We start from the raw sequence: 20,981 nt of genomic DNA on the forward strand, positions 1-20,981 counted from the left end.
TCACCGGCTCTGTCCCGTTGTGCTCTGACGATGGAATTTTCGTGAAATCCCTGTTCAACCGTGCCCCATCCGCTCCGGCGGACACGACGACCTTAAGCCGCCATCAAGGCGGACCGGCGCCGCATGTCTTCGGCCGCTCCGATGAGAAGGGCGTCTTCGGCGGCCCCGGTATCCTGGCCGTGAAAGGCCTTCAGAAGAGCTATCGCGGCCGCACGGTGGTGCAGGATGCGGGCCTGAATGTCCGCGCCGGCGAGGCGGTGGGTCTGCTCGGCCCGAACGGCGCGGGCAAGACCACCATCTTCTACATGATCACCGGCCTCGTTCAGGCGGATCGCGGCCTCATCAGTCTCGACGGGCATGATGTGACGGGCCTGCCCATGTATCGCCGCGCGCGTCTGGGCATCGGCTACCTCCCGCAGGAAGCCTCGATTTTCCGTGGCCTCACCGTCGAGGACAATATCCGCGCCGTGCTCGAGATCGTGGAGCCGAGCCGCAAGGAGCGCGATCGCAAGCTCGATGCTCTGCTCGACGAGTTCAACATCACGCGCCTGCGCAAGGCTCCCTCCATCGCTCTCTCGGGCGGTGAGCGTCGCCGCTGCGAGATTGCCCGCGCTCTCGCGGGCGAGCCCACCTTCATGCTGCTCGACGAGCCTTTCGCGGGCATCGATCCGATTGCCGTGGGCGACATTCAGAATCTCGTGCGACACCTGACCCGGCGTGGTCTCGGCGTGCTGATCACCGACCACAATGTGCGCGAGACGCTCGGTCTCATCGACCGCGCCTACATCATCCATTCCGGCCGCGTGCTCACGGAAGGCGCACCGGACGCCATCGTCGCCAACGAGGATGTGCGCCGTCTCTATCTGGGTGAAGATTTCCGTCTCTAACATTCAAAGGTTGGGACGATCTGCCTTTTGACGGCACGGCAAACGGCGCAGTAAAACAATCGGGCATGCAAGAAGCATGCCCGCAACGCGTTGGGTGCCGTCATGAGTTCGATGCAACGGCTTGAGATGCGCCAGGGTCAGTCCCTGACGATGACTCCCCAGCTCGTTCAATCCATCAAGTTACTGCAGCTCTCCCACGCGGAACTCGTGGCCTATGTCGAGGCCGAACTCGAGCGCAATCCGCTCCTTCAGGAAGCGGAGAAGCAAGGCGATGCGCCGCCGCCGAGCCTCGCTGATTTTCTGCGCGCCAAGGAACGGTATGCGCAGGCCGGCGGAAGAATGATCCCCGGCCCGCCGCCATCGCGCGGGGAGGGCGGAGCCGTGTCCTCGCAAGCCGCATCTTCCGCCCATTCCGAACTGAAACCGGAGCTTGAAGCAACATTGGCGGGCGCGCAGAGCCTGACCGATTATCTCGAGGCGCAGCTCGATCTCACTTCTGTCGAAGGCTCCCTGCGCGAGATTGCTCGGTATCTCATCCACAATCTCGACGAGGCCGGCTATCTGACCGAGGCGCTGGAGCAGATCGCGGACCGTCTCGGCATCCCGCTCGTCCAGGTCGAGACGGCTTTGAGGCTCGTCCAGACTTTCGAGCCGTCCGGCATCGGCGCCCGAAACTTGCGGGAGTGCCTGGAAATCCAGCTGCGCGACCGCGACCGGCTCGATCCCGCCATGCAGGCCCTGCTGGCGCGTCTCGATCTGGTGGCGCGCCAGGATTTCGCGGCGCTCGAGAGGATCTGCGGCGTCGACCGGGACGATCTCATCGACATGCTGGCTGAGATCCGCCGCCTGGAGCCCAAGCCGGGACTTGCTTTCACCGCCGCGCCCATCGAAGTGCTCGTGCCCGACGTGCTGGTGCAGCCTTCCGCCGAGGGCAGCTTCATCGTCGAGCTCAACCCCGACACCCTGCCGCGCATCCTTCTCGATCGCACCTATTATGCCGAGGTGGCGAAGGCGGTTCGCAAGGCCGAGGACAAGAGCTTCCTCTCCGATTGCCTGCAGGTGGCGAGCTGGCTCACCCGCAGCCTCGACCAACGGGCTAGGACGATCCTCACGGTGGCGACCGAGATCGTGCGCCAGCAGGAGGGCTTCTTCCGCGATGGCGTCGCCTCCTTGAGGCCCATGACCCTCAGGAGTGTGGCCGAGGCCATCGGCATGCATGAATCCACCATCTCCCGCGTGGTGGCGAACAAGGCCATCGGGGCCGGCGGCGTGACTTACCCGATGAAGTTCTTCCTGAACGCGGCGACAGGCGAGGGCGAGCACGCGGCTAAAGCGGTGCGTCACCGCATCCGGCAGCTGATCGAGGCCGAGAAGCCCGATGCGGTGCTCTCGGATGAGGCACTTGCACAAGTCTTGAGAAGCGAGGGCATCGATGTTGCCCGCCGAACCATCGCCAAATACCGGGAAGCCCTGCGGATCCCCTCCTCCTCCGAGCGCCGCAGGCACCATCGATTCAGAGCGTCATGACATAGCGCAATGAGGCTTGCTTTGCCCGTGCGTAAGCTCATGATGCTTGAAGTCAGTCCCAGGCAAATGGGCGCATAAAAGGGAGGTCTCCATGACGCTGAGGGTTTCGGGAAAGAATCTCGATATCGGGGAGGCCCTTCGAGCCCAGGTGACGGACCGTGTCGCGGGCGCCATGGGGAAATATTTCGACGGAGGCTATTCCGGCCATGTGACGGTGGCCAAGGACGGCACAGGCTTCCGCACCGATTGCGTGCTCCATCTGACCTCCGGCATCACCATCGAAGCCTCGGGTGCAGCCCAGGACGCTTATTCCAGCTTCGACCAGTCGGCGATTCGCATCGAAAAGCGCCTGCGCCGCTACAAGCAGCGGCTCAAGGAGCACGCCAATCCCGGAAATGGGCGGGAAAACAGCCTCGAAGCACCCTATGCGGTTTTCGAGGCGCCTACCGACGAGATGGTCGGGGGGGAGGGCTATCATCCTGTTGTCATTGCGGAAACCACGAAACCCCTTCATCGCTTATCCGTCAGCGATGCGGTGATGCGGCTTGATCTGACCGGCGTGCCCGCTCTCGTGTTCATCCACGCTAGCACCAGCCGCGTGAACGTCGTATACCGCCGCGGCGACGGAGCGATCGGTTGGGTCGACCCGCCACCCGCTCAGCCTTGATGGGGGTTACCTCTCTTGGCCTGGTTTTTGCCTGGAACGGTGCGAGGCCTTGAAGGCTTCTCACTCTAATGCAGCGTGATCGATGCCCTTGCTGGATTTCCTAGACCCCCAGGCGGTTCTTCCCGCCCTGCGCGTGAGCGGCAAGAAGCAGGCTCTTCAGGAGCTGGCTATCCATGCGGCCAAACTCACGACTTTGCCCGAAGGCGCCATTTACGAGGCGCTGCTTCAGCGCGAGCGCCTCGGCTCTACCGGGATCGGTGAGGGGATTGCCATCCCCCACGGCAAACTGGCCGGCCTCACCCGTATCTTCGGGCTTGTGGCGCGCCTCGATAAGCCGGTCGATTTCGAGGCCCTCGACGGCCAGCCGGTGGACGTTCTCTTCCTGCTCCTGGCGCCGGAAGGCGCAGGAGCGGACCACCTGAAGGCGCTCGCCCGGGTAGCCCGAGTGCTGCGCGAACCCGGCCTGATCGAGCGGGTGCGCGCCACGAAGGACGCCACCGCCCTCTATGCAATCATGACCGAGCTGCCGAAGGCCGCCTGATCTTCAGTCTGTCCCGACGCCAACTTCGCGCAAGCAAGCTTGGCTAGCGTTCCCCAAAAATGAGGGAGAATCGGGACAATGGCGTCTCTTTCTGGCTTGCGTTGGCCGTCTGTCAGGGTGCGTGTTGCTGCTTTGAGCGGCATCATGGGGATTGGGTTCGCGGTGATCGCCGGCGTGTTTCAAACCGGCCGGGGCGAGGTCGAGGGCGCTCTTCATACGCAGCAGATCTACTTCAACTTGGCCGAGAAGGCCTATCAGTTCCGCGGCCGCGCCGATGCCTTGAAGGCGGTGACCCTCGAATGGACCTCAACCCGCCAGGGTCATCACGGCCAGGCCTTTCTCGATCAGCAGAAGGCCCTTGCCGCCCAGCTCGACGAGATCGCCTCCGCTCCCGGGGCTGCCCTGATCGAAGCCGAGGTGAAAGAGCTCAAAGGGCGTGCCGGCACCCTGAGCGAGCAGGGCACGGCACTCGACAAGCTCTATACGGCCATCGGCTACAAGGCTGACGAGGGAGCCTTGGGGCAATTGCTGTCCACCGAGGAGCATCTGGAACGAACGGTCAGGCCGCTTGCCGGAAATGGCGAGGCGGCCACCATCCGCCTGTGGGCTGCGACACTTGGCATGTTCAGGCAGGAGGCTCGCGCCCGTCTCGTGCTCGACGAGAGCCTGCTGGGCGCCTTCGATGTCGATCAGGGCCGTTTCACTCGCGCGCTGGCTCAGCTCTCCGGCGAGGCGGAAGCCGAAAAGCCGAATGTGCAGCAGGCAGGCGAAGCCTATCAGACAGCCTTCCAGTCCTGGGCAGCGTTGGAGCAGCAGGTGGCGGGTCAGGGCGAGAAGCTCAAAGGCCAGTTCGATCTGCTCGTGCCGATCCTCGATCAACTCCTGTCCAAGGTGGAAAACGAGGCTGCAAGAACCGCCGAGGCCCTGACGGCCTCGCAGCAGCGCACCTTCACGCTCATTCTCTGGGCGATGGGCCTGACGCTGGTTCTGGGCCTGGCGCTGAACTTCCTCGTCGGGCGTTCGATCTCGCTGCCCTTGGGCCGTCTTCAGCAAGCCATGAAACGTCTGGCCGATGGCGATGCTGGCGTGGAGATTCCCTCCACCGCCGCGTCGGATGAAATCGGCGCCATGGCGCGCACAGTTCTGGTCTTCCGCGACAATGCCCGCGAACGCGAGCGGCTGACGCAGGAGCGCGAGGGCCAGGCGGCCTTCGAGGCCCGGCGCGCTCAAGCCATCGCGGAAGCGATCGCCAGTTTCGATGCCTCCGTGGAGCAGATTCTCGGCGAGGTGCGTCGCGCCACGGGTGATCTCACCACGGCTTCCGGCGAACTGGAGGGCTCGGCCAATCAGGTCACGCAGCAGGCTCAAGTTGCGGGCTCCGCTTCGTCGCGCACCTCGCAGAACATGGCGGCGGTGGCGAGTGCGGCGGAAGAGCTCGATGCATCGCTCGCCGAGGTCGCTTCGCAGACGCAGGCCTCGACGCAAGCTTCCGAGCGCGCTGTAACGGAAGCGCGGGGCGCATCCGGCAGCATGACGGTTCTGGCGGAGGCCACGTCCCATATCGGGCAGGTGGCCGACCTCATCCGCTCCATCGCGGCGCAGACCAATCTGCTGGCGCTCAACGCCACTATCGAGGCGGCGCGCGCGGGCGAAGCCGGCAAGGGCTTTGCCGTGGTCGCTAGCGAGGTGAAGGACCTGGCGGGGCAAACGTCGAAAGCTACCGAGGAAATTGCGCGGCAGATCGAGGCGGTGCAGGCTGCCTCGCGCGAGACGCTTGTGGCTCTGGGTTCAGTCCAGGTTTCGGTGGACGATCTCGCAGGCGTAGTGTCGGGCGTTGCCGGAACCATCAGCCAGCAGACGGTGGCGGTGTCCGAGATTGCCCGCTCCGTGGCCCAGGTTTCGACGGAAGCGCAGGCCGGGGCCTCCGCCATCGAGACCACCGAGAATGTGGCGGTGCGCTCTCTCGATGCGGCACGCACGGTTGCTCATCTCTCCGCCGCTCTGGACGCCCAGGCAGAACGTCTCGGACGCGAGATCCATCAGTTTCTCACCAGTGTCAGGGCCGCCTGATTCTGGTCGAGAAAGCGCGTCGGGGAAACGCTTATTCCTGCATCGGGCGGTTCTGGTCGAGCGGTTGGATGCGCGCCCGGCCATGGCCTGTGGGCTCTTCCGATCCTTCGGAAATTCCGGAGGCGCGCTGCTCGTCGAGATCCAGCATGCCCTCGTCGTCGAGGATATGGACCACCCGGTCGACCTCGTCGTCGGGGCAGCTCACGATGACCACGGAGCCGCCGTTGAGAACGCCCTCCATATAGGCTTCCGTGTCGGACCATGACACGCCTGCATCCGCCAGCATGGGGCCGAGGTTGATCGAACTGGACCAGATGTCGATGCCATCCTTCGGGATGCCAGCCTGTTCCAGGCGGCTCGCTGCTGTCGCGGCGTGCTGCCCGCTATGGAAGAGGGAGGTGACGGTCTTCGTCATCGGGTCGATCTCCTGCAAGGTGTTCTGGCCTTGCCTGCAAAGAGATGAGCCGGTCCTGCTCGACGGCAGGCATCCTCGTGAGCATGGGCGGGACGACCGGATGAAGGGTCCCGGTCGTCCAGGCTGATCGGCTCAATTGACGATTTCGCCAATCTACCACGATGCGCCGGTCTTGCCGAGGCTACTGCGCCAGCTCCCAGACGAGCTGCACGTTGGCGATGTAGCGGATCGTGGCGGGGGGCACGAGCGGCACCTCTTCAGGGCCCTTCGCGGCAGCCATGCGCATGCGCATCATCTCGGGCTGCGGCTCGACGGGCTGGGCAGAGCCGTCACGGATCTCGATCAGCTTGCCCAGCGTGACACCAGCCGCATTGGCATAAACCCCGGCCTGGCGCTTGGCATCGCGCACGGCGGCCTCGCGCGCCTTGTCGCCGCCTTCCTCCTGGCGGTCGAGACCGAAGGAGACGGATTGGAAAGTCATGTCGCCGCTGGCGAGGATTTCGCCTGCGAGCTTACCGACGCCGGCAAGATCGCGGGTCTTGATCCGCAGTCGGTGATTGGCACCGAACTTCAGCGCGTCCTTGTCTGCGGAATTGAGCTTTTCCTCAGGCGGCTCGATCTTGAAGACCTGGAAATTCACCGTCTGAATATCCTCGCGCTTGATGCCGAGGCTCTGGATGCGCGCCAGCACCCGCTCCGTGGCGGTATTGTTGGCGGCGGAAGCCTGCGCGACGGTCGGCGCTTCGGTCTGAACGCTGACGAAGAGATTGGCGAAATCCGGCTTCAGCTCGGCCTCGCCCGTTCCCATGACGCTGATCGTCGGCTGGCGGGGAGCGGGTGTCTGGGCGAGAGCCGGAGCGGCAAGAGCAAGCGCAAGAGCGGCTGCGAGGGCGAGGCGCATGATGGAACGTCCTTCTTTCAAAAGACAACTCCGCCCGTAGGCGGAGTTGAAAGGGCGTAACATCTTTGCCGGATGAAACCTGAGCGGGCGATTAACGGCCCGTCTTCACCCGGGTCCACAGGCGGGTGACGGTGCGCTGCGAGCGCTCGTCATAGGCCGTGTTGGTGAAGAGGCGCTTCATGGTGGCCTCGTCGGGATAGATGCCGGGATCGTTGAGGATCGCGGGATCGATGTCCTTCTTGGCGGCGAGGTTGCCCGATGCGTAGGACACGTAGTTCGTGTTCATGGCGGCGATCTCGGGCTTCATCATGAAGTTGATGAACTCGTGTGCCTCGTTCACGTTCTTGGCATCCGCCGGGATCACGAAGCTGTCGAACCACATGAGCGCGCCTTCGCGCGGAATCACGTAGGCGATCTCCACATTGTTCTTGGCTTCCTCGGCGCGCTTCTTCGCCTGCACCATGTCGCCCGAATAGCCCACCGCCACGCAGATATCGCCGTTGGCGAGCGCGTTGATGTATTCGGAGGAGTGGAACTTCTGGATGTTGCCGCGGATGCGGAACAGGGCATCGCCCGCCTTGGTCAGATCCTCGTTCTTCTTGGAATCCGGGTTGAGGCCGAGATAGGCCATCACGCCGGGGAAGAGGTCTTCGGGGCTATCCAGCATGTAGATGCCGCAAGCCTTGAGCTTGGAGGCGACCTCGGGCTTGAGCACCAGATCCCAGGTGTTGAGCGGCATGTCGCCGAGGATCTCTTTCACCTTCTTCACGTTCACGCCGATGCCGGTGGTGCCCCACATGTAGTTGACGGCATATTCGTTGCCCGGATCGAACACGGCGAGGCGCTGCGTCACCTCCGGCCACTGGTTCGACAGGTTCGGCAGCTTCGCCTTGTCGAGCTTCCGGAACACCTTGGCGCCTATAAGGCGCTGCACGAACGGGCCCGAGGGCACCACGATGTCGTAGCCCGACTTGCCGGCGAGCAGCTTCGTCTCGACGATCTCGTTGTTGTCGTAGGTGTCGTAAACCACCTTGATGCCGGTCTGTTTCGTGAACTCGTCCAGCGCCTTGGGGTCCACATAATCGGACCAGTTATAGACGTTGACCACACGCTCTTGAGCGGCGGCGGCGGTGACAAGGCCAAGGCCCAAAGCAACCGAAGCGAGGAGACGGATCATCAGGGGAGGGAACTCCTATAAGGTTAGGTATTATCGATGCTAAACGCATCCTAAACTCAGAATAAAGTCAAAGGGATAATTAGCAAGAATGAGTGACAGGCATTTAGTTTATAAGCTCCTGGCCCGTGCATTGCTGGATATGCGGGTCGCCGCCTATCAGGAGAAAAACAAAGGGATTTTTGATTTAGCGGATCTCTTCCATAACATCCCCTATCATTTGGATAAGGCGCAGACCGAGCACGAATTCAAAGAAATCGTCGAGTTTCTCGAAGCCAGAGCCCAGCAAAAGGGAATGGCTGCATGGTTGAACCATGCACGGTCAGAAATCTCCAGCAACGAGGCTTAGCTTTCTACGCCGCCCGCTTCACCACATCCGCCAGCCGTTCCAGGCCTGCGTCCAGCGTCGAATCCTTCTTCGCGAAGCAGAAGCGCACCACGTTCTTCACCGCGCCTTCCGCATAGAAGGCTGAGACCGGGATCGCGGCGACGCCGTGCTCCATGACGAGGCGGCGGCAGAAGGCGACGTCGTCGGTCTCGCCCAGGGCTGAGATGTCGATGTTGAGGAAGTAGGTGCCCTGGCTCGGGATCACGTCGAAACCGAGCGTCTTCAGGCCGTCGGTGAAGCGGTCGCGGCTGCGGGCGAAATTCTTGCGCATGTCCTCGAAATAGCTGTCGTCCTTGGCAAGCCCATAGGCGACCGCCGTTTGCAGATTGGGCGCGGTGGTGAAGGTGAGGAACTGGTGCGATTTCGCCAGCACCTTCATGATGTGGGGGGCGGCGCAGACGAAGCCCACCTTCCAGCCCGTGAGGCTGAAGATTTTTCCGGCCGATCCGATTTTCACCGAGCGGTCGCGCATCCCATCCAAGCCCAGCACCGGCTGATGCTTGATGCCGTCGAACACCACGTGCTCCCACACCTCGTCGGAGATCGCGATGGCGTCGAACTTGCGGCAGAAATCCGCGAGCAACGCGAGGTCTTCGTTCGAGAACACGGTCGCCGTGGGATTGAGAGGATTGTTGAACACGACAGCCTTGGTCTTCGGCGAGAAGGCTTTTGCGAGCGCTTCCTCCGTCAGACGGAAATGCGGCGGCTGGAGCGTGACGAATTTCGGAACGCCGCCGGCCAATCGCACGAGCGGCAGATAGGCGTCGTACATGGGCTCGAACAGAACCACCTCGTCGCCCGGCTCCACGATGCCGAGGATCGCGCCGGCAAGAGCTTCCGTCGCGCCTGACGTCACCATGACTTCCGTGTTCGCATCGAGATCGAGACCCTGCCAGTGCTTGTAATGCGCGGCGATCCCGGAGCGCAGCTCAGGCAGACCCATCATCGACGGATATTGGTTGTAGCCGTTGAGCACCGCCTCGGCGGCTGCGCGCCGCACGTCCTCCGGACCCGGATCGTCCGGGAAGCCCTGGCCGAGATTGATCGCGCCGGTTTCGCGGGCGAGGCTCGACATGACTTCGAAGACGGTGGTGGGCAGGTTGGCGAACAAACGGTTCATGCCGGCTCCTCAAGCAATCGCAGCAATCTGAATGGGGCTTCGTATCATGGCGGGAGCCAAGATCGAACATCAACTGAAGAGGAATAAGCGCAGCTATGTTTCGGATTGTGCAAGTGGCGCTTGTGAGATGTCAAAGAGCGAGCGGGAATGGCCTCGCGGCTTGTGTGGCCCGAGGTATGGGGTGAGGGAGGCGCGAGAGGCCGTCCGGTTCGCTTGTGAGAGTGAGAAGAACCTGACGGCCCCTCGCGCACGGTTCTTTTAGGCGGACATCGTGTCTTGCAACGATGGGCCTCCCGGCCCGGCTTGCGAGACCGAACCGGGACCGTTCCCGGCTCCGACACATGCGACGCCTCGCGAGCGCGCCCCTCATCGAGCCAGGACACCAACACATATAGCCCAGCTTAGGACCACAGTCAAGAACAAAAGCGGAACATGCCTCATAGGGCGTCCTCCCGGACGGCGCAGCCGAGCCGGGATCGCGAGCCGAATAAGGCGCTGGAATACCTCTCCCGGGCGGGAGAGGTCGACGCGCGCCAGCGCGGCGGGTGAGGGTCACCGCCTTTCCGGAAAGACCCGTAACCCGTCACCCCAGGCCTCTCCCTCAGGGAGAGGGAGAACCCGCGCCATTCTCGTCACGCGATCCCGGATCTTCGCTATGCTTCGTCCGGGATGACGCCAGTCGTTTTCCGTCATGGCCGGTCCTGTCTCGGCCATCCCGATTATGAAAAGCGCTGCGCGTCACGAACCGATCACCGGCTCAAGGCCGGGAATGACACCGTAGTGGTTCAAGCGTCATTCTCGTCTTGCGATTCCCAACCTCACTCCCGCAGCTCCAGGATGACAACGCAGAGCAGGGTTGCTATCGCGGAGGCGACAACATCGAAACTTGCATGCGTTCGCCCCGGCCTCTCCTCATCTCAAGCCTCATTCTCCTCATCGGAGCCTTGAGCCTTGCCTCGCTCGTGGTCGGTCCCGCGCCGATCGGGCCGTGGCAGGCGCTGACCGCGCTCGTGTCGGATCAGGGCAGCGCCACCATCGTTGTGCGCGACATCCGTCTGCCGCGCACGCTGCTCGCCATTCTCATCGGCTGGATCTTCGGGCTCACAGGCGCAGGCTTGCAGGGCCTGCTGCGCAATCCGCTGGCTGATACGGCGGTGTTCGGCGCGCCGCAGGCCGCCGCCTTCGGGGCGGTGATCGTGCTCTATTCGGGCCTCGTGGGAGCCTTGTCCTGGGTGCTGCCGGTGACTGCGATTCTCGGGGCGCTCATCTCGGTCGCCCTCGTCGTGGCGGTGGCGGGACGCCGGGCCACCGTGGTGGTGCTCGTTCTCTCCGGTCTCGCGGTGGGAAGCCTCGCGGGGGCGGGCACGTCGCTCGCCATCAGCCTCTCGCCCAATCCCTTCGCCGTCACCGAGATCGTGTTCTGGCTGCTCGGCTCCTTCGAGGATCGTTCCATCGTCCATGTGGGGCTCGCCAGCCCCTTCATTCTTCTCGCCTCGCTCCTCGTCCTCTCCGCCTCGACCGGGCTTCGAGCGCTCGCTCTCGGCGAGGAGACCGCGCGCAGCCTCGGCATCAACCTCATGCGCCTGCGCTTCCTGCTGGTGGCGGGAGCGGCCATTGGCACGGGCGCGTCGGTGGCGGTGGCGGGCTCCATCGGCTTCGTCGGCCTCGTCGCGCCGCATCTGGTGCGCCCCTTCGCGGGCTATGATCCCGCCCGTACCCTCGTGCCTTCGGGGCTGGCGGGCGCGGCCCTGCTGCTCGCCGCCGATTGTGCGGTCCGGCTCATCCCGTCGCAGACGGAGATCAAGGTCGGCGTGCTCACCGCCATTCTTGGGGTGCCGTTCTTTCTCTGGGTGATCGCGCGCCGCAAGGCCGAACTCGCGGAGATGCCCGTATGAGCGAGCTCTGCGCCCACGACCTCGCCGTCGATCTCGGCCGCCGCCATGCGCTCTCGCGGGTCGATCTGACGATACCGTCCGGTCGCCTCACGGTGATCGTGGGGCCCAACGGCGCGGGCAAGACCACGCTGATGCGCAGTCTCGCAGGCCTCCTGCCGCCCACCAGCGGGCAGGTGACCCTCGACGGGCATCCGGTGGCGCGCATGAATGCCGGCGACCGGGCGCGCGCCATCGCCTATCTGCCCCAGGGCGGAAACGTCGCCTGGCCTCTGCCGGTGGCCCAAGTGGTCGCTCTCGGCCGTCTGCCCCATGGCGAGAAGCCCGATAGCCTCTCGCAAAAGGGCGAAGAGGCCGTGGCCGAAGCCATTCGGGCCGTGGGACTCAAAGGTTTCGAGGCGAGGCCCGCCACGGAATTGTCCGGCGGCGAGCGGGCGCGGGTTCTGCTCGCCCGCGCTCTGGCGACGCAGGCCCCGGTGCTCTTGGCGGACGAGCCCGTCGCCGCGCTCGATCCGCGCCATCAGCTCATCGTGCTCGACGTGCTCAAGGATCAGGTGCGTTCGGGACGGACGGTTGCCGTCATCATGCACGATCTCACCTTGGCGGCACGCTTCGCAGATGAGATCATCCTTCTCGATAAGGGCGTTGTGGCAGCCTCCGGAACTCCTGCGGCCGTTCTGACGGAGAAGAGGATTGCCGCCCATTTTGGAATTCAGGCGCATGTGGCCCATGACGGCGGCTACCTCATCGTCGTGGCGGATCGTCCCTTGCTGGAAGAGCAGGGAGAGTAAGTCGCGGATCGAGGTGACTTTACTACATTGACAAAGGGTTGGGCCGGGCCGATACCCCCGGTTCAAGTGATGGCAGAGCAATGAATCGGCAGGATTTCAAGAAGACGGCGATCGTGTTGCACGACCTCGCGATGACGGCCATTGCCGTCGCCGTGACCTTTGCCGTGCGCTTCGAAGGAGCGCAGCTGAACGAGCGGCTGTTCTATCTGCCGCGTTTCCTGCCGTTCTTCGTCGTCTTCGCGGGCGTGGTTTACTGGGTCTTCCACCTCTACCGCTCCAAGTGGCGCTTCGCCTCCCTGCCTGACCTCTTCAATATTTTCCGCGCCACGACGGTTCTCGCGCTGTCGCTTCTCGTCGCCGATTACGTGCTGCTCTCGCCGCAGCTCTTCGGTTCGTTCTTCTTCGGCAAGATCACGATCGCGCTCTACTGGCTGATCCAGATGTTCCTGTTGGGCGGCCCGCGTCTTGCCTTCCGCTATGTGAAATATGCCCGCTCCCGCCATACGCTCGACCGCGACTCGAACACGCCGACCCTGATCCTGGGACGCGGCAACGATATCGAGGTGATCCTGCGCGCCATCGAATCCGGCACGGTCAAGAAGATGCGCCCGCTCGGCATCCTCTCCTACCGCGCCGACGATCAGGGACAGTCGATCCGCGGCGTGCCGGTTCTGGGCACCTTCGCCGATCTCGATCAGGTGGTGCAGGATTTCCAGGAACGCGCCCAAACGATCCGCCGTCTCGTGGCGACGCCGAGCGCCTTAGCGTCGGAAGCCAATCCCGACATGCTGCTGGCGCGCGCGCGCCGTCTCGGCCTGCCGCTGGTGCGCGTGACGAGCCTCGGCGAAGGCATGCGCGATGCCGAGCTGGCGCCGCTGGAGATCGAGGATCTTCTCCTGCGCCCCACGGTGCAGATCGACCGGCAGCGTCTCGAAAACTTCATCCGCGGCAAGCGCGTGCTCGTGACCGGCGGCGGCGGCTCCATCGGTTCGGAAATCTGCACCCGCGTCGTGGCCTTCGGCGCCAGCGATCTCATGGTCCTGGAGAGCTCCGAGCCGTCGCTCCATCACATCCTGGAACATCCCTCGCTCAACACCGGCGACACGAATGTAGACGGCGTCATCGCCGACGTGCGTGACCGCGTGCGCGTGCAGGAGGTGATGAACGAGTTCCGGCCCGATGTGGTTTTCCACGCCGCAGCCCTCAAGCACGTGCCCTATCTCGAGCGTAACTGGACGGAAGGCATCAAGACCAATGTCTTCGGTTCCGTGAACGTGGCCGATGCGGCCGTGGAAGCGGGCGTGTCCGAGATCGTGATGATCTCCACCGACAAGGCCATCGATCCCGTCTCCATGCTCGGCGCCACGAAGCGTCTGGCAGAAATGTACGGTCAGGCGCTCGATGCGGAATTCATGGGCCGCAACGGTGCGACCCGCATCATCGCCGTGCGCTTCGGCAACGTGCTGGGCTCGGTGGGCTCGGTGGTGCCGAAGTTCAAGGCGCAGATCGCGCGCGGTGGTCCCGTCACCGTCACGCATCCCGACATGGTGCGCTATTTCATGACGACCCGCGAGGCTGCCGATCTGGTGCTCACCTCGGCTTCACACGCGGGCGAGAGCCGCCCCAGCATCGAGGTGTCGAACAACGACGAGCGCGTCTCCGTCTATGTGCTGAAGATGGGCCAGCCGGTGCGCATCTACGATCTCGCCGAGCGCATGATCCGCCTTGCCGGATACGAGCCCGGCGAGGATATCGAGATCTCCGTCACCGGCACGCGCCCCGGCGAGCGCCTGCACGAAATTCTCTTCGCCCGCGAAGAGCCGCGCATGGAGATCGGCATCGACGGCGTCATGGCCGCAAAGCCCATCTTCGCGGACCGCGCCAAGGTCGATCTGTGGCTCGATGCGCTCGACAAGGCCATCGCGGCGGGCGACCGCGCGGCGGCGGAGCGGGTGTTCGAGGATGCGATCCCCGAATTCAAGCGCCGGCACCAGACTCCGAAACCTGCCGCGCCAGCCGAGCCAGCCCGTCTCGCGTCTCATTGACCGCCTGCCAGCCCAAGCCCTTGAGGGCCGCGGGGCTTGCGACCAGCGAGCCCGACAGGCGCTCATAGACTTCCGCCTTTCCCATCATCGCTGCCGCCGCGCCGAGCGCGAAGGGCGGCACCGGGATGAGGCCGGGGCCGCGCCCGAAACCCTTGCGCAGGGCGGCGATGATCTCCGGCACGGTCATCGGCTCCGGATCGGCGGCGATGAACGGACGCCGCAAGGAACCTTGCGCCTTCAGCAGCGTGTCGAGAGCAGCTGTCAGATTATCGAGAGACAGAAGTGAGCGCTTTGCTTTCAGTCCGCCGAGCGGCAGCGGCCAGGGCGATTGCGCGAGCTTTAAAAGCGCTGCCATGTTGCCCTTCACGCCGGGGCCGTAGACGAGCACCGGGCGAAGCGCCGCCCAGTCGAGCCCGAGTTCGCCTAAGCCCTTCTCCGCTTCAAGCTTCGAGCGCCCATAGGCATCGGTCGGATGCGGCTCCATCTCTTCATTGAGCACTCCCTGCGCGGACGGGCCGCTCTGCGCGCGGATGGAGGAGAGGAACACGAAGCGCTTCACGCCCGCGCGCTCGGCGGCCTGCGCGAGCTTGATCGTCGCCTCGGTGTTGATGCTGCGGTAATCGTCCTCGGGCTTGCCCGACATGGCATGCGCGAGACCCGCGGAATGGATCACCATGTCCACATCGCGCAAGGCGGCCGCCATGTTGTGCGGCGAGGCAATGTCGCCGATCACCGCGCTCGATGCGCCCTCCGGCACCTCCGAGGGGCGGCGCAGCAGAACGCGCACGCGATAACCGCGCTTCGGGAGTTCGCTCAGGATGTGACGGCCGATGAAACCCGTTGAACCGGTGAGCGCGATCAAGGGTGCATTCATCGGGAAACCTCCAGGGGAACTGACACACGGGGCTGGGAGAAGCGCCGGAGAACGAGGGCGACGAGAACGAAGCCTGCAGCCAGGGCCGCAATCTGCATGATCTCCGAGGTCCACACGATCGTCACGCCAGCCAGCGCTGCGAGCGCGAGATTGAGCACGAAGACATGGGTGACGACGGACATGACGGAGAAGCCGTTATCCGTGGCACGCTGATAGAAATGGCTGCGATGCGCCTCCCACACCCGCTCGCGTTTCGCGAGGCGGCGGAACAGCGTGATGGTGGCATCCATCAGATAATAGAGCGGCAGCAGGAGCGCAGCGGCGAGTGCGTCGGAGCCAGCCAGCTGCAGCAGCATCCAGCCTACGAGGAGGCCGATGGGAAGCGAGCCCACATCGCCGAGAAACAGGCGCGCGACGGGCTTGTTGAACGGCGCGAAGCCGAGAAAGGCGCCGCAGAGCGCAGCCGACGTAATCGCTGCCTGTGTCGGCATGTCGGCAAACCACAGCAGGGCAAGGAAGGCCGTGACCGGCACCATCTCCGCCACCGTGATCCAATCGAGCCCGTCCATGAAATTCACGAGATTCACGAACCAGACGCCGCCGAAGATCAGTAGGGCCTGCTCGAGGCTCAAGGGAATCCATTCGGGAAGGATGCGCAGCTCATTCGTCAGAACGACAGCAGCGACGGCGATGATCTGAAGCAGAAGCCGCAAGGCTGCCGGCAGAGGCCGGATGTCGTCGACGGCGCCGACGACGGCAAGCCCTAGAGCTGCTGCGGCAACGATCAGAAAGGAGCCGAGAGGAAAGCCTGTGCCGACAAGCACGATTCCCGCCACGATGAGACCTGCCCCGACAACGGCGATGCCGCCGCCTTGAGGTGTCGGCACCTTGTGGCTCGAGCGCGCATTCGGACGCGCGAGCGCATAGCGCACCAGAAGGGGCTTCAGAATCACGATCAGACAGGCGCTGAACAGCGCCCCGCCGAGCAAAGCCACCGCGAGAACGGTGAGCATGAAGGGTACGAAATTGAACATCTCAAGTTCCGTGATACGCGCGATACCATTCAACGAACCGATCCACGCCGTCCTTCAGCGATGTCGAGGGTGCGAAGCCCACATCGCGGCGCAGATCCGTCACGTCCGCGCGCGTCTCCAGCACGTCGCCGGGAGGCAGGGGCACGTCCACGCGGTTCGCCTTTTTGCCGAGCGCGTTCTCGATCAGCGCGACGAGATCGTTCACCTCTTCCGGTGAATCGTTGCCGATATTGTAGACCCGGTGCGGCGCGGCGCTGGTGGCGGGATCGGGGTTTTCCGCGTTCCAGTTCGGATCGCCCGCGGGCGCCTTCTCCACGAGGCGCACGATACCTTCCACGATGTCGTCGACATAGGTGAAGTCGCGCCATACCTTGCCGCCATTCGCCACCTCGATGGTGCGTCCCTCAGAGATGGCGTGAGTGAACTTGTAGACCGCCATATCGGGCCGGCCCCAGGGACCGTAGACGGTGAAGAAGCGCAGGCCCGTGCAGGGCAGGCCGAAGAGCGAGGCGTAGGAATGCGCCATCATCTCGTTCGCCTTCTTGGTGGCGGCATAGAGGCTGATCGGATGCTCGGTGCCGTCATGCTCGGAGAAAGGCAGCTTGCGGTTGGCGCCGTAGACCGAGCTCGAAGAGGCATAGACGAGATGCTGGATGCCGCCGTGGCGGCAGGCTTCCAGCATGTTCATGAAGCCCATGAGGTTCGACGAGGCATAGGGCATCGGATCGGTAAAGCGCACGCCGGGCTGGGCGGCGAGATGGATCACGCGCTCGAAGCGATGGCGCTTGAACAGATCGCGCGTGGCTTCAGGATCGGAAAGATCGACACGCTCGCCCTGAAAGCTGTTGCGGGGCGCAAGCCTCGCGAAGCGGGCTTCTTTCAGGCTGACGTCGTAATAGGGGGTGAAACAATCGACACCGACCACCTGATGGCCCAAGGCCAGTAAGCGTTCGACCACGTGGTAGCCGATGAAACCGGCCGCGCCGGTTACGAGAATCGGTGAGGACATCAAAAAAAGCCCGCATATGATTGTGTTGAAGCATTACCTTATCGGCGAACCGGCAGCCACTTCGCCGGGCAATGCTCTAGACGGCGGGCACCTTAACGGCCTTGGGGCAATCCGCAACTGCCAGCTTTTCAGACGTATCGAGAATGATGGATTGGCGCTCGCGGGCGACGAAGGCGGAGGGCATTATCGTCTGCATCTCGGCTTCCTGGGCACGGATGAAGGCGTCGTCGTGGCCCGGATAAAGATGGAAGATGGCCAGGGACTTCACCCCTGCATTCTGGGCGAGATCCACGCCCTTCTGCCAGGTGGAATGGCCCCAGCCCCGGCATCGCGGATATTCGGCCTCCGAGAACATTCCGTCATAGATCATGAGATCGGCGTCGCGGACGAATTCGGTCAGCGATGCATCCGGCCAGGCTTCGCTGTGCTCCACGTCGCTGATGTAGCAGACGCTGCGGTTGCCATGCCGGAAACGATAGCCGGTCGCTCCACCCGGATGGTTCAGGGAATGGGTTTCCACGCTGGCGCCGTCGTCGAAGGTCAGTGTCTCGCCGGCCTTGAAGCCCACATGCTCGAAGCGGGCGGGAAACTGTCCGAGGCGCACCGGAAAGAGCGGCGGCGAAAACAGCTTATCCAGCGAATCCATCGCGCTTTCGCCGTCGAGGTTGCCGCAATAGGTGCGCACCAGCCGTTCCTTGGTGAGCGCAGGCTTGAAGAAGGGCAGGCCGCCCACATGGTCGAGGTGGAGATGGCTGAGGAGAATGTCGATGGTATCGGGGACGTCGTCGCCCAGCGCCATACCGAGCGCCGAGATGCCCGTTCCGGCATCCACGATGAAAAGGCGCTCGCCGCAGCGGATCTCGACGCAGGCGGTATGGCCGCCGAACTCCACGAACTGAGGCCCAGATGCGCAAGTGGAGCCGCGAATGCCCCAGAAGCGGACCTGTAGCTCGTCGGAAGATGCAACTCGGCTTACCATCGATGGACCATGCCCGATTGAAAACCCCGTCTCTGTGCGATAGCGCACATCCGGGAGAAGACCCCAGGCGCCGCCGGATGGCAAGTAAGGCCTTTCACGGTCATCAGGCCCTCAAGGCTTCCAGCTGCCTCTCGCGAGGAACCATCACCGGTTCGCCCCGCTCGAAACGGATAACGGCGTCGAAGGGCGGATGATCCATGGCGGGGGAAATCGTCGGCGTGACGATGATCAGGCCGCGTCCCACCATGGAGCGCCGCAGGGCTGTCACCAGCCTGTCGGCGGCGGGGCCGGGCAGGCCGTCGAGGGCGCGCTGAACCACCAGGATGCTCGGACGGCGCACGAGGCAGCGCACCAGATCGACGGCGGCGATATCGGTCAGGCTCAAATCGTCACCCTGCGGATCGATGGGCAGGTCGAGGCCGATGCGGGAGACCTGACCATCGAGGCCGCGCTCGGTGAGCACACGGCGGATCACGCCCTGCACGGCCTCCGCCGCGCCGGCCTGATCGGCGGCGATGCGCCCGAAAAGCAGATTGTCCTGCACGCTCGCCGCCGAGCAGAAGAGCGCCTGATCGTAGAACTCGATGGCGGGCTTCAGGCTCACCGGCAGCATGCGGGCGAAATCGGCGCGGGCGACGAGAATGCGTTGTTCGAGGGCCTCATCGAGAAGGCCCAGGCGGTGACGGCTTTCGTTGTAGCGCAAAGCGAGGCCGATCAGGCGCTCCTGATCGCGCCCAGGCCGACGCTGCTCGCTCTGGCGCTCCACGAGATCCTGGAAGTAAGCGCGGTCGGCTGCGGAGAAGAACGAGAACCGCTCGAACAGCGGATGCCCGTCCGGGATGTCGGTGAAGATCTCCACCATGCTGGTGGCGATGGACAGGCCGATCCGGCTCAACGTCTTGGTGAGGTCGTTGGCTTCGAGGAGGGCGCGTACATAGGGATGCGCCGACAGCCTGTCCTCATGGAACGTGTCGCCGACGGGTTTTCCGAACAGCAGGTTCTCGCCGATCGTGGCGTAGCGGTTGTAGCGCGTGGCATCGAACGGATCGACGAAGCGGTCGAGCTCTTCCCGCGCCAGTGCTGCCTGCACGAAGCGGCGCGCTTCCACGATGGCGGCGGCAATCGCGGGCTCGCGCTTCGGGTCGAGTGTGCCGGAGAGGCCGCGCGCATGGGTCAGGCGGTCGAGGCCCGTCACCGCGATGGCGTCCGACAGGCGATGCTCCAGCTCTTCCGCCGACGCCTGACAGCCATAGAGCAGGTTGTCCTTGAGGCTGCCTTCGATCAGCACCGTATCTCCTGCAAGAGCAAGCCGCTGGCTGCGCTCGAGGGGATTGGCCTCGATCAGATTCACGCCGCCATAGGTCAGGTGCCCGACGGAGGGATGAATCTGCCCGGCCATCAAAGCGGCGAGCAGGCGCGGACCCGCATCGCCATCTCCGATGAGCGCCACATGGGAGGGAAAGGCGAGGTTCAGGTTCACGGAAGCGATGCGCGCGCCACTCGCGGGATCGTAAGCCGAGACGCCTTGAGCCACGAGCGCGCCGTTTTCGGGCAGCGAGGCCTTGCCCTTCTTGATGTCGCGAGGCTTGAGCGCGGCGAGGCTGCGCGCCACGTCCGTGAGCAGGGCGCGGGCGCGCAGGGCCTGCCGTTGCCATTGCACGATCTCGCGCACGCCATAGGCCGCGAGCGCCGAAGCGAGCGCGCAGGCCGCCACCATGCCGGCGGTGAGCGGGCGCGATTGCGCGAACCATGCGCCCAGCGCCAGCACCGCGACGGGCGCCAGCATCAGCACGATGGCGGCAGTGGAATCGACGAGCGCGAGCCGGTACTCGCGCCTCGCGACGGGGCGATGGCCTTCGATCAGGAGATTGCGCACCCGGTCGCGCTCGTAGAAGCCCGTGCCGTGGGCACGCATGGCAGGGATGCGATGTTCGAGATCGGCGAGAATGCCTTCGGCGGTTTCGCCTTCCCGGTGGCGCGCGGCGGTGGCATCGAAGCGCAGAAGCGCGCGGCGCGCGTTGAGGATCGCGCCCATAGTCAGAACCACGGCAAGGACCGCGCCGAGATACCAGTCCATCACGAGCACATAGGCGAAGGCCAACCCGATCATGCCGCCGAGCTTGACCGGAACGAACAGGCTGAGGCCCAGAACCGAGTTCTCGCGGGCAAGGCCATGGGCGGCGAGCGCGGTTGCGGTCGATAGATCGTCCTGGGCCTGGGGCGGGGCCTTCAGGATGGCCTCCAGTGCCTGGGCGCGCAAAGCCGCGAGCGCCCGCGCGCCGATGCCGACCGCAATCGCATCGAGGGGGATCAAGAGAAGCGCAATCAGAACCGGAACGAGCAGGATGCTGCCGATGGAGGCGAGCGTGAAGCTTTGCGGGCCGAGCACGATCCCGGAGAACAGGACGATAGGCTGCGGCCAAAGCGCCGAAGGTGGCGTCAGGACGATAGGTAGAAGGGCCGCCGGTGCGGTGGCGTCTCCCGCCACGGCCCGGTCCACCACGATGCGGATCAGTTCGAGGCCGACAAGCAGGCACAATCCCGCCAGAACCAGCAGGCAAAAGCCAAGGGCATGGCGTAGCGGAGATGTCTTCCACGCCAGGCGCAACGGGTCGCGCTCCATGAATTCTCCCTTGGCAGTCTTCTCGAGGGTCGAGCTTTTGGGGA

Annotated in this window: 18 protein-coding genes; 9 read left to right on the plus strand and 9 right to left on the minus strand. The window is 64.2% G+C overall.

Translation table 11 applies throughout. The features are described from left to right. Positions 1-41: 41 nt before the first annotated feature. The 5 genes from lptB (at position 42) to MJ639_RS05500 (ending at position 5,692) form a co-directional block, all read left to right on the plus strand. On the plus strand, positions 42-887 hold the full coding sequence (gene lptB, locus MJ639_RS05480; protein WP_243369283.1) for an LPS export ABC transporter ATP-binding protein: 846 nt from the start codon (positions 42-44) through the stop codon (positions 885-887). A gap of 102 nt (positions 888-989) precedes the next feature. Further along, positions 990-2,414, plus strand: coding sequence for an RNA polymerase factor sigma-54 (gene rpoN, locus MJ639_RS05485; protein WP_243369284.1), 1,425 nt, complete (start codon positions 990-992; stop codon positions 2,412-2,414). A gap of 91 nt (positions 2,415-2,505) precedes the next feature. Further along, entirely contained in the window at positions 2,506-3,081 is a 576-nt protein-coding gene (gene hpf / locus MJ639_RS05490) for a ribosome hibernation-promoting factor, HPF/YfiA family (protein ID WP_243369285.1), read from the plus strand. A gap of 82 nt (positions 3,082-3,163) precedes the next feature. After that, the gene (ptsN, locus tag MJ639_RS05495) at positions 3,164-3,622 is read left to right on the plus strand and encodes a PTS IIA-like nitrogen regulatory protein PtsN (protein WP_243369286.1); all 459 of its coding nucleotides are present in this window, start codon (positions 3,164-3,166) and stop codon (positions 3,620-3,622) included. A gap of 78 nt (positions 3,623-3,700) precedes the next feature. Next, positions 3,701-5,692: a methyl-accepting chemotaxis protein gene (locus tag MJ639_RS05500; RefSeq protein ID WP_243369287.1), complete on the plus strand. Its 1,992-nt coding sequence runs from the start codon at positions 3,701-3,703 to the stop codon at positions 5,690-5,692. 31 nt (positions 5,693-5,723) lie between these two features. On the opposite strand, the gene MJ639_RS05505 is transcribed toward MJ639_RS05500, so the two are convergent. The 3 genes from MJ639_RS05505 to MJ639_RS05515 all read right to left on the minus strand — a co-directional run bounded on the left by MJ639_RS05505 (position 5,724) and on the right by MJ639_RS05515 (position 8,185). Then, positions 5,724-6,107, minus strand: a complete 384-nt coding sequence (locus MJ639_RS05505; RefSeq protein ID WP_243369288.1) for a hypothetical protein — start codon at positions 6,105-6,107, stop codon at positions 5,724-5,726. Positions 6,108-6,288: 181 nt separating this feature from the next. Next, the gene (locus MJ639_RS05510; protein ID WP_243369289.1) at positions 6,289-7,008 is read right to left on the minus strand and encodes an SIMPL domain-containing protein; all 720 of its coding nucleotides are present in this window, start codon (positions 7,006-7,008) and stop codon (positions 6,289-6,291) included. Positions 7,009-7,099: 91 nt separating this feature from the next. After that, entirely contained in the window at positions 7,100-8,185 is a 1,086-nt protein-coding gene (locus tag MJ639_RS05515; protein ID WP_243369290.1) for a polyamine ABC transporter substrate-binding protein, read from the minus strand. Positions 8,186-8,273: 88 nt separating this feature from the next. On the opposite strand from MJ639_RS05515, the gene MJ639_RS05520 reads away from it, so the two are divergent. Continuing rightward, positions 8,274-8,531 carry a hypothetical protein gene (locus MJ639_RS05520; RefSeq protein WP_243369291.1) on the plus strand — a complete coding sequence of 86 codons (258 nt, stop codon included), beginning with the start codon at positions 8,274-8,276 and terminating at the stop codon, positions 8,529-8,531. A gap of 4 nt (positions 8,532-8,535) precedes the next feature. Here MJ639_RS05520 and MJ639_RS05525 read toward each other — a convergent pair whose 3' ends face one another. Then, entirely contained in the window at positions 8,536-9,690 is a 1,155-nt protein-coding gene (locus tag MJ639_RS05525) for an aminotransferase (protein WP_243369292.1), read from the minus strand. A gap of 890 nt (positions 9,691-10,580) precedes the next feature. Here MJ639_RS05525 and MJ639_RS05530 point away from each other — a divergent pair. The 3 genes from MJ639_RS05530 to MJ639_RS05540 all read left to right on the plus strand — a co-directional run bounded on the left by MJ639_RS05530 (position 10,581) and on the right by MJ639_RS05540 (position 14,418). Then, positions 10,581-11,585 carry a FecCD family ABC transporter permease gene (locus MJ639_RS05530; RefSeq protein WP_243369293.1) on the plus strand — a complete coding sequence of 335 codons (1,005 nt, stop codon included), beginning with the start codon at positions 10,581-10,583 and terminating at the stop codon, positions 11,583-11,585. After that, on the plus strand, positions 11,582-12,373 hold the full coding sequence (locus MJ639_RS05535) for an ABC transporter ATP-binding protein (RefSeq protein WP_243369294.1): 792 nt from the start codon (positions 11,582-11,584) through the stop codon (positions 12,371-12,373). The genes MJ639_RS05530 and MJ639_RS05535 overlap by 4 nt, the downstream gene beginning before the upstream one ends. 80 nt (positions 12,374-12,453) lie before the next feature. Next, positions 12,454-14,418 carry a nucleoside-diphosphate sugar epimerase/dehydratase gene (locus MJ639_RS05540; protein WP_243369295.1) on the plus strand — a complete coding sequence of 655 codons (1,965 nt, stop codon included), beginning with the start codon at positions 12,454-12,456 and terminating at the stop codon, positions 14,416-14,418. Here the strand turns inward: MJ639_RS05540 and MJ639_RS05545 are convergent. From MJ639_RS05545 to MJ639_RS05565, 5 genes are all read right to left on the minus strand, one after another. After that, positions 14,351-15,292, minus strand: a complete 942-nt coding sequence (locus MJ639_RS05545) for an NAD-dependent epimerase/dehydratase family protein (protein WP_243369296.1) — start codon at positions 15,290-15,292, stop codon at positions 14,351-14,353. The genes MJ639_RS05540 and MJ639_RS05545 overlap by 68 nt on opposite strands. Next, complete coding sequence (locus tag MJ639_RS05550; RefSeq protein WP_423790758.1) at positions 15,289-16,326, minus strand: MraY family glycosyltransferase; 1,038 nt, start codon at positions 16,324-16,326, stop codon at positions 15,289-15,291. Before MJ639_RS05550 ends, MJ639_RS05545 begins: the two co-directional genes overlap by 4 nt. A 1-nt stretch (position 16,327) precedes the next feature. Next, the gene (locus tag MJ639_RS05555; protein WP_243369297.1) at positions 16,328-17,335 is read right to left on the minus strand and encodes an NAD-dependent epimerase; all 1,008 of its coding nucleotides are present in this window, start codon (positions 17,333-17,335) and stop codon (positions 16,328-16,330) included. Between the two features lie 76 nt (positions 17,336-17,411). Next, a complete protein-coding gene (locus MJ639_RS05560; protein ID WP_243369298.1) occupies positions 17,412-18,314 on the minus strand; it encodes an MBL fold metallo-hydrolase in 903 nt (300 codons plus the stop codon). 103 nt (positions 18,315-18,417) lie between these two features. Continuing rightward, positions 18,418-20,937, minus strand: coding sequence for an ABC transporter ATP-binding protein (locus MJ639_RS05565; RefSeq protein ID WP_243369299.1), 2,520 nt, complete (start codon positions 20,935-20,937; stop codon positions 18,418-18,420). Between the last annotated feature and the right edge of the window lie 44 nt (positions 20,938-20,981).

Source organism: Microvirga solisilvae (assembly GCF_022808595.1).
Lineage (GTDB): Bacteria > Pseudomonadota > Alphaproteobacteria > Rhizobiales > Beijerinckiaceae > Microvirga > Microvirga solisilvae.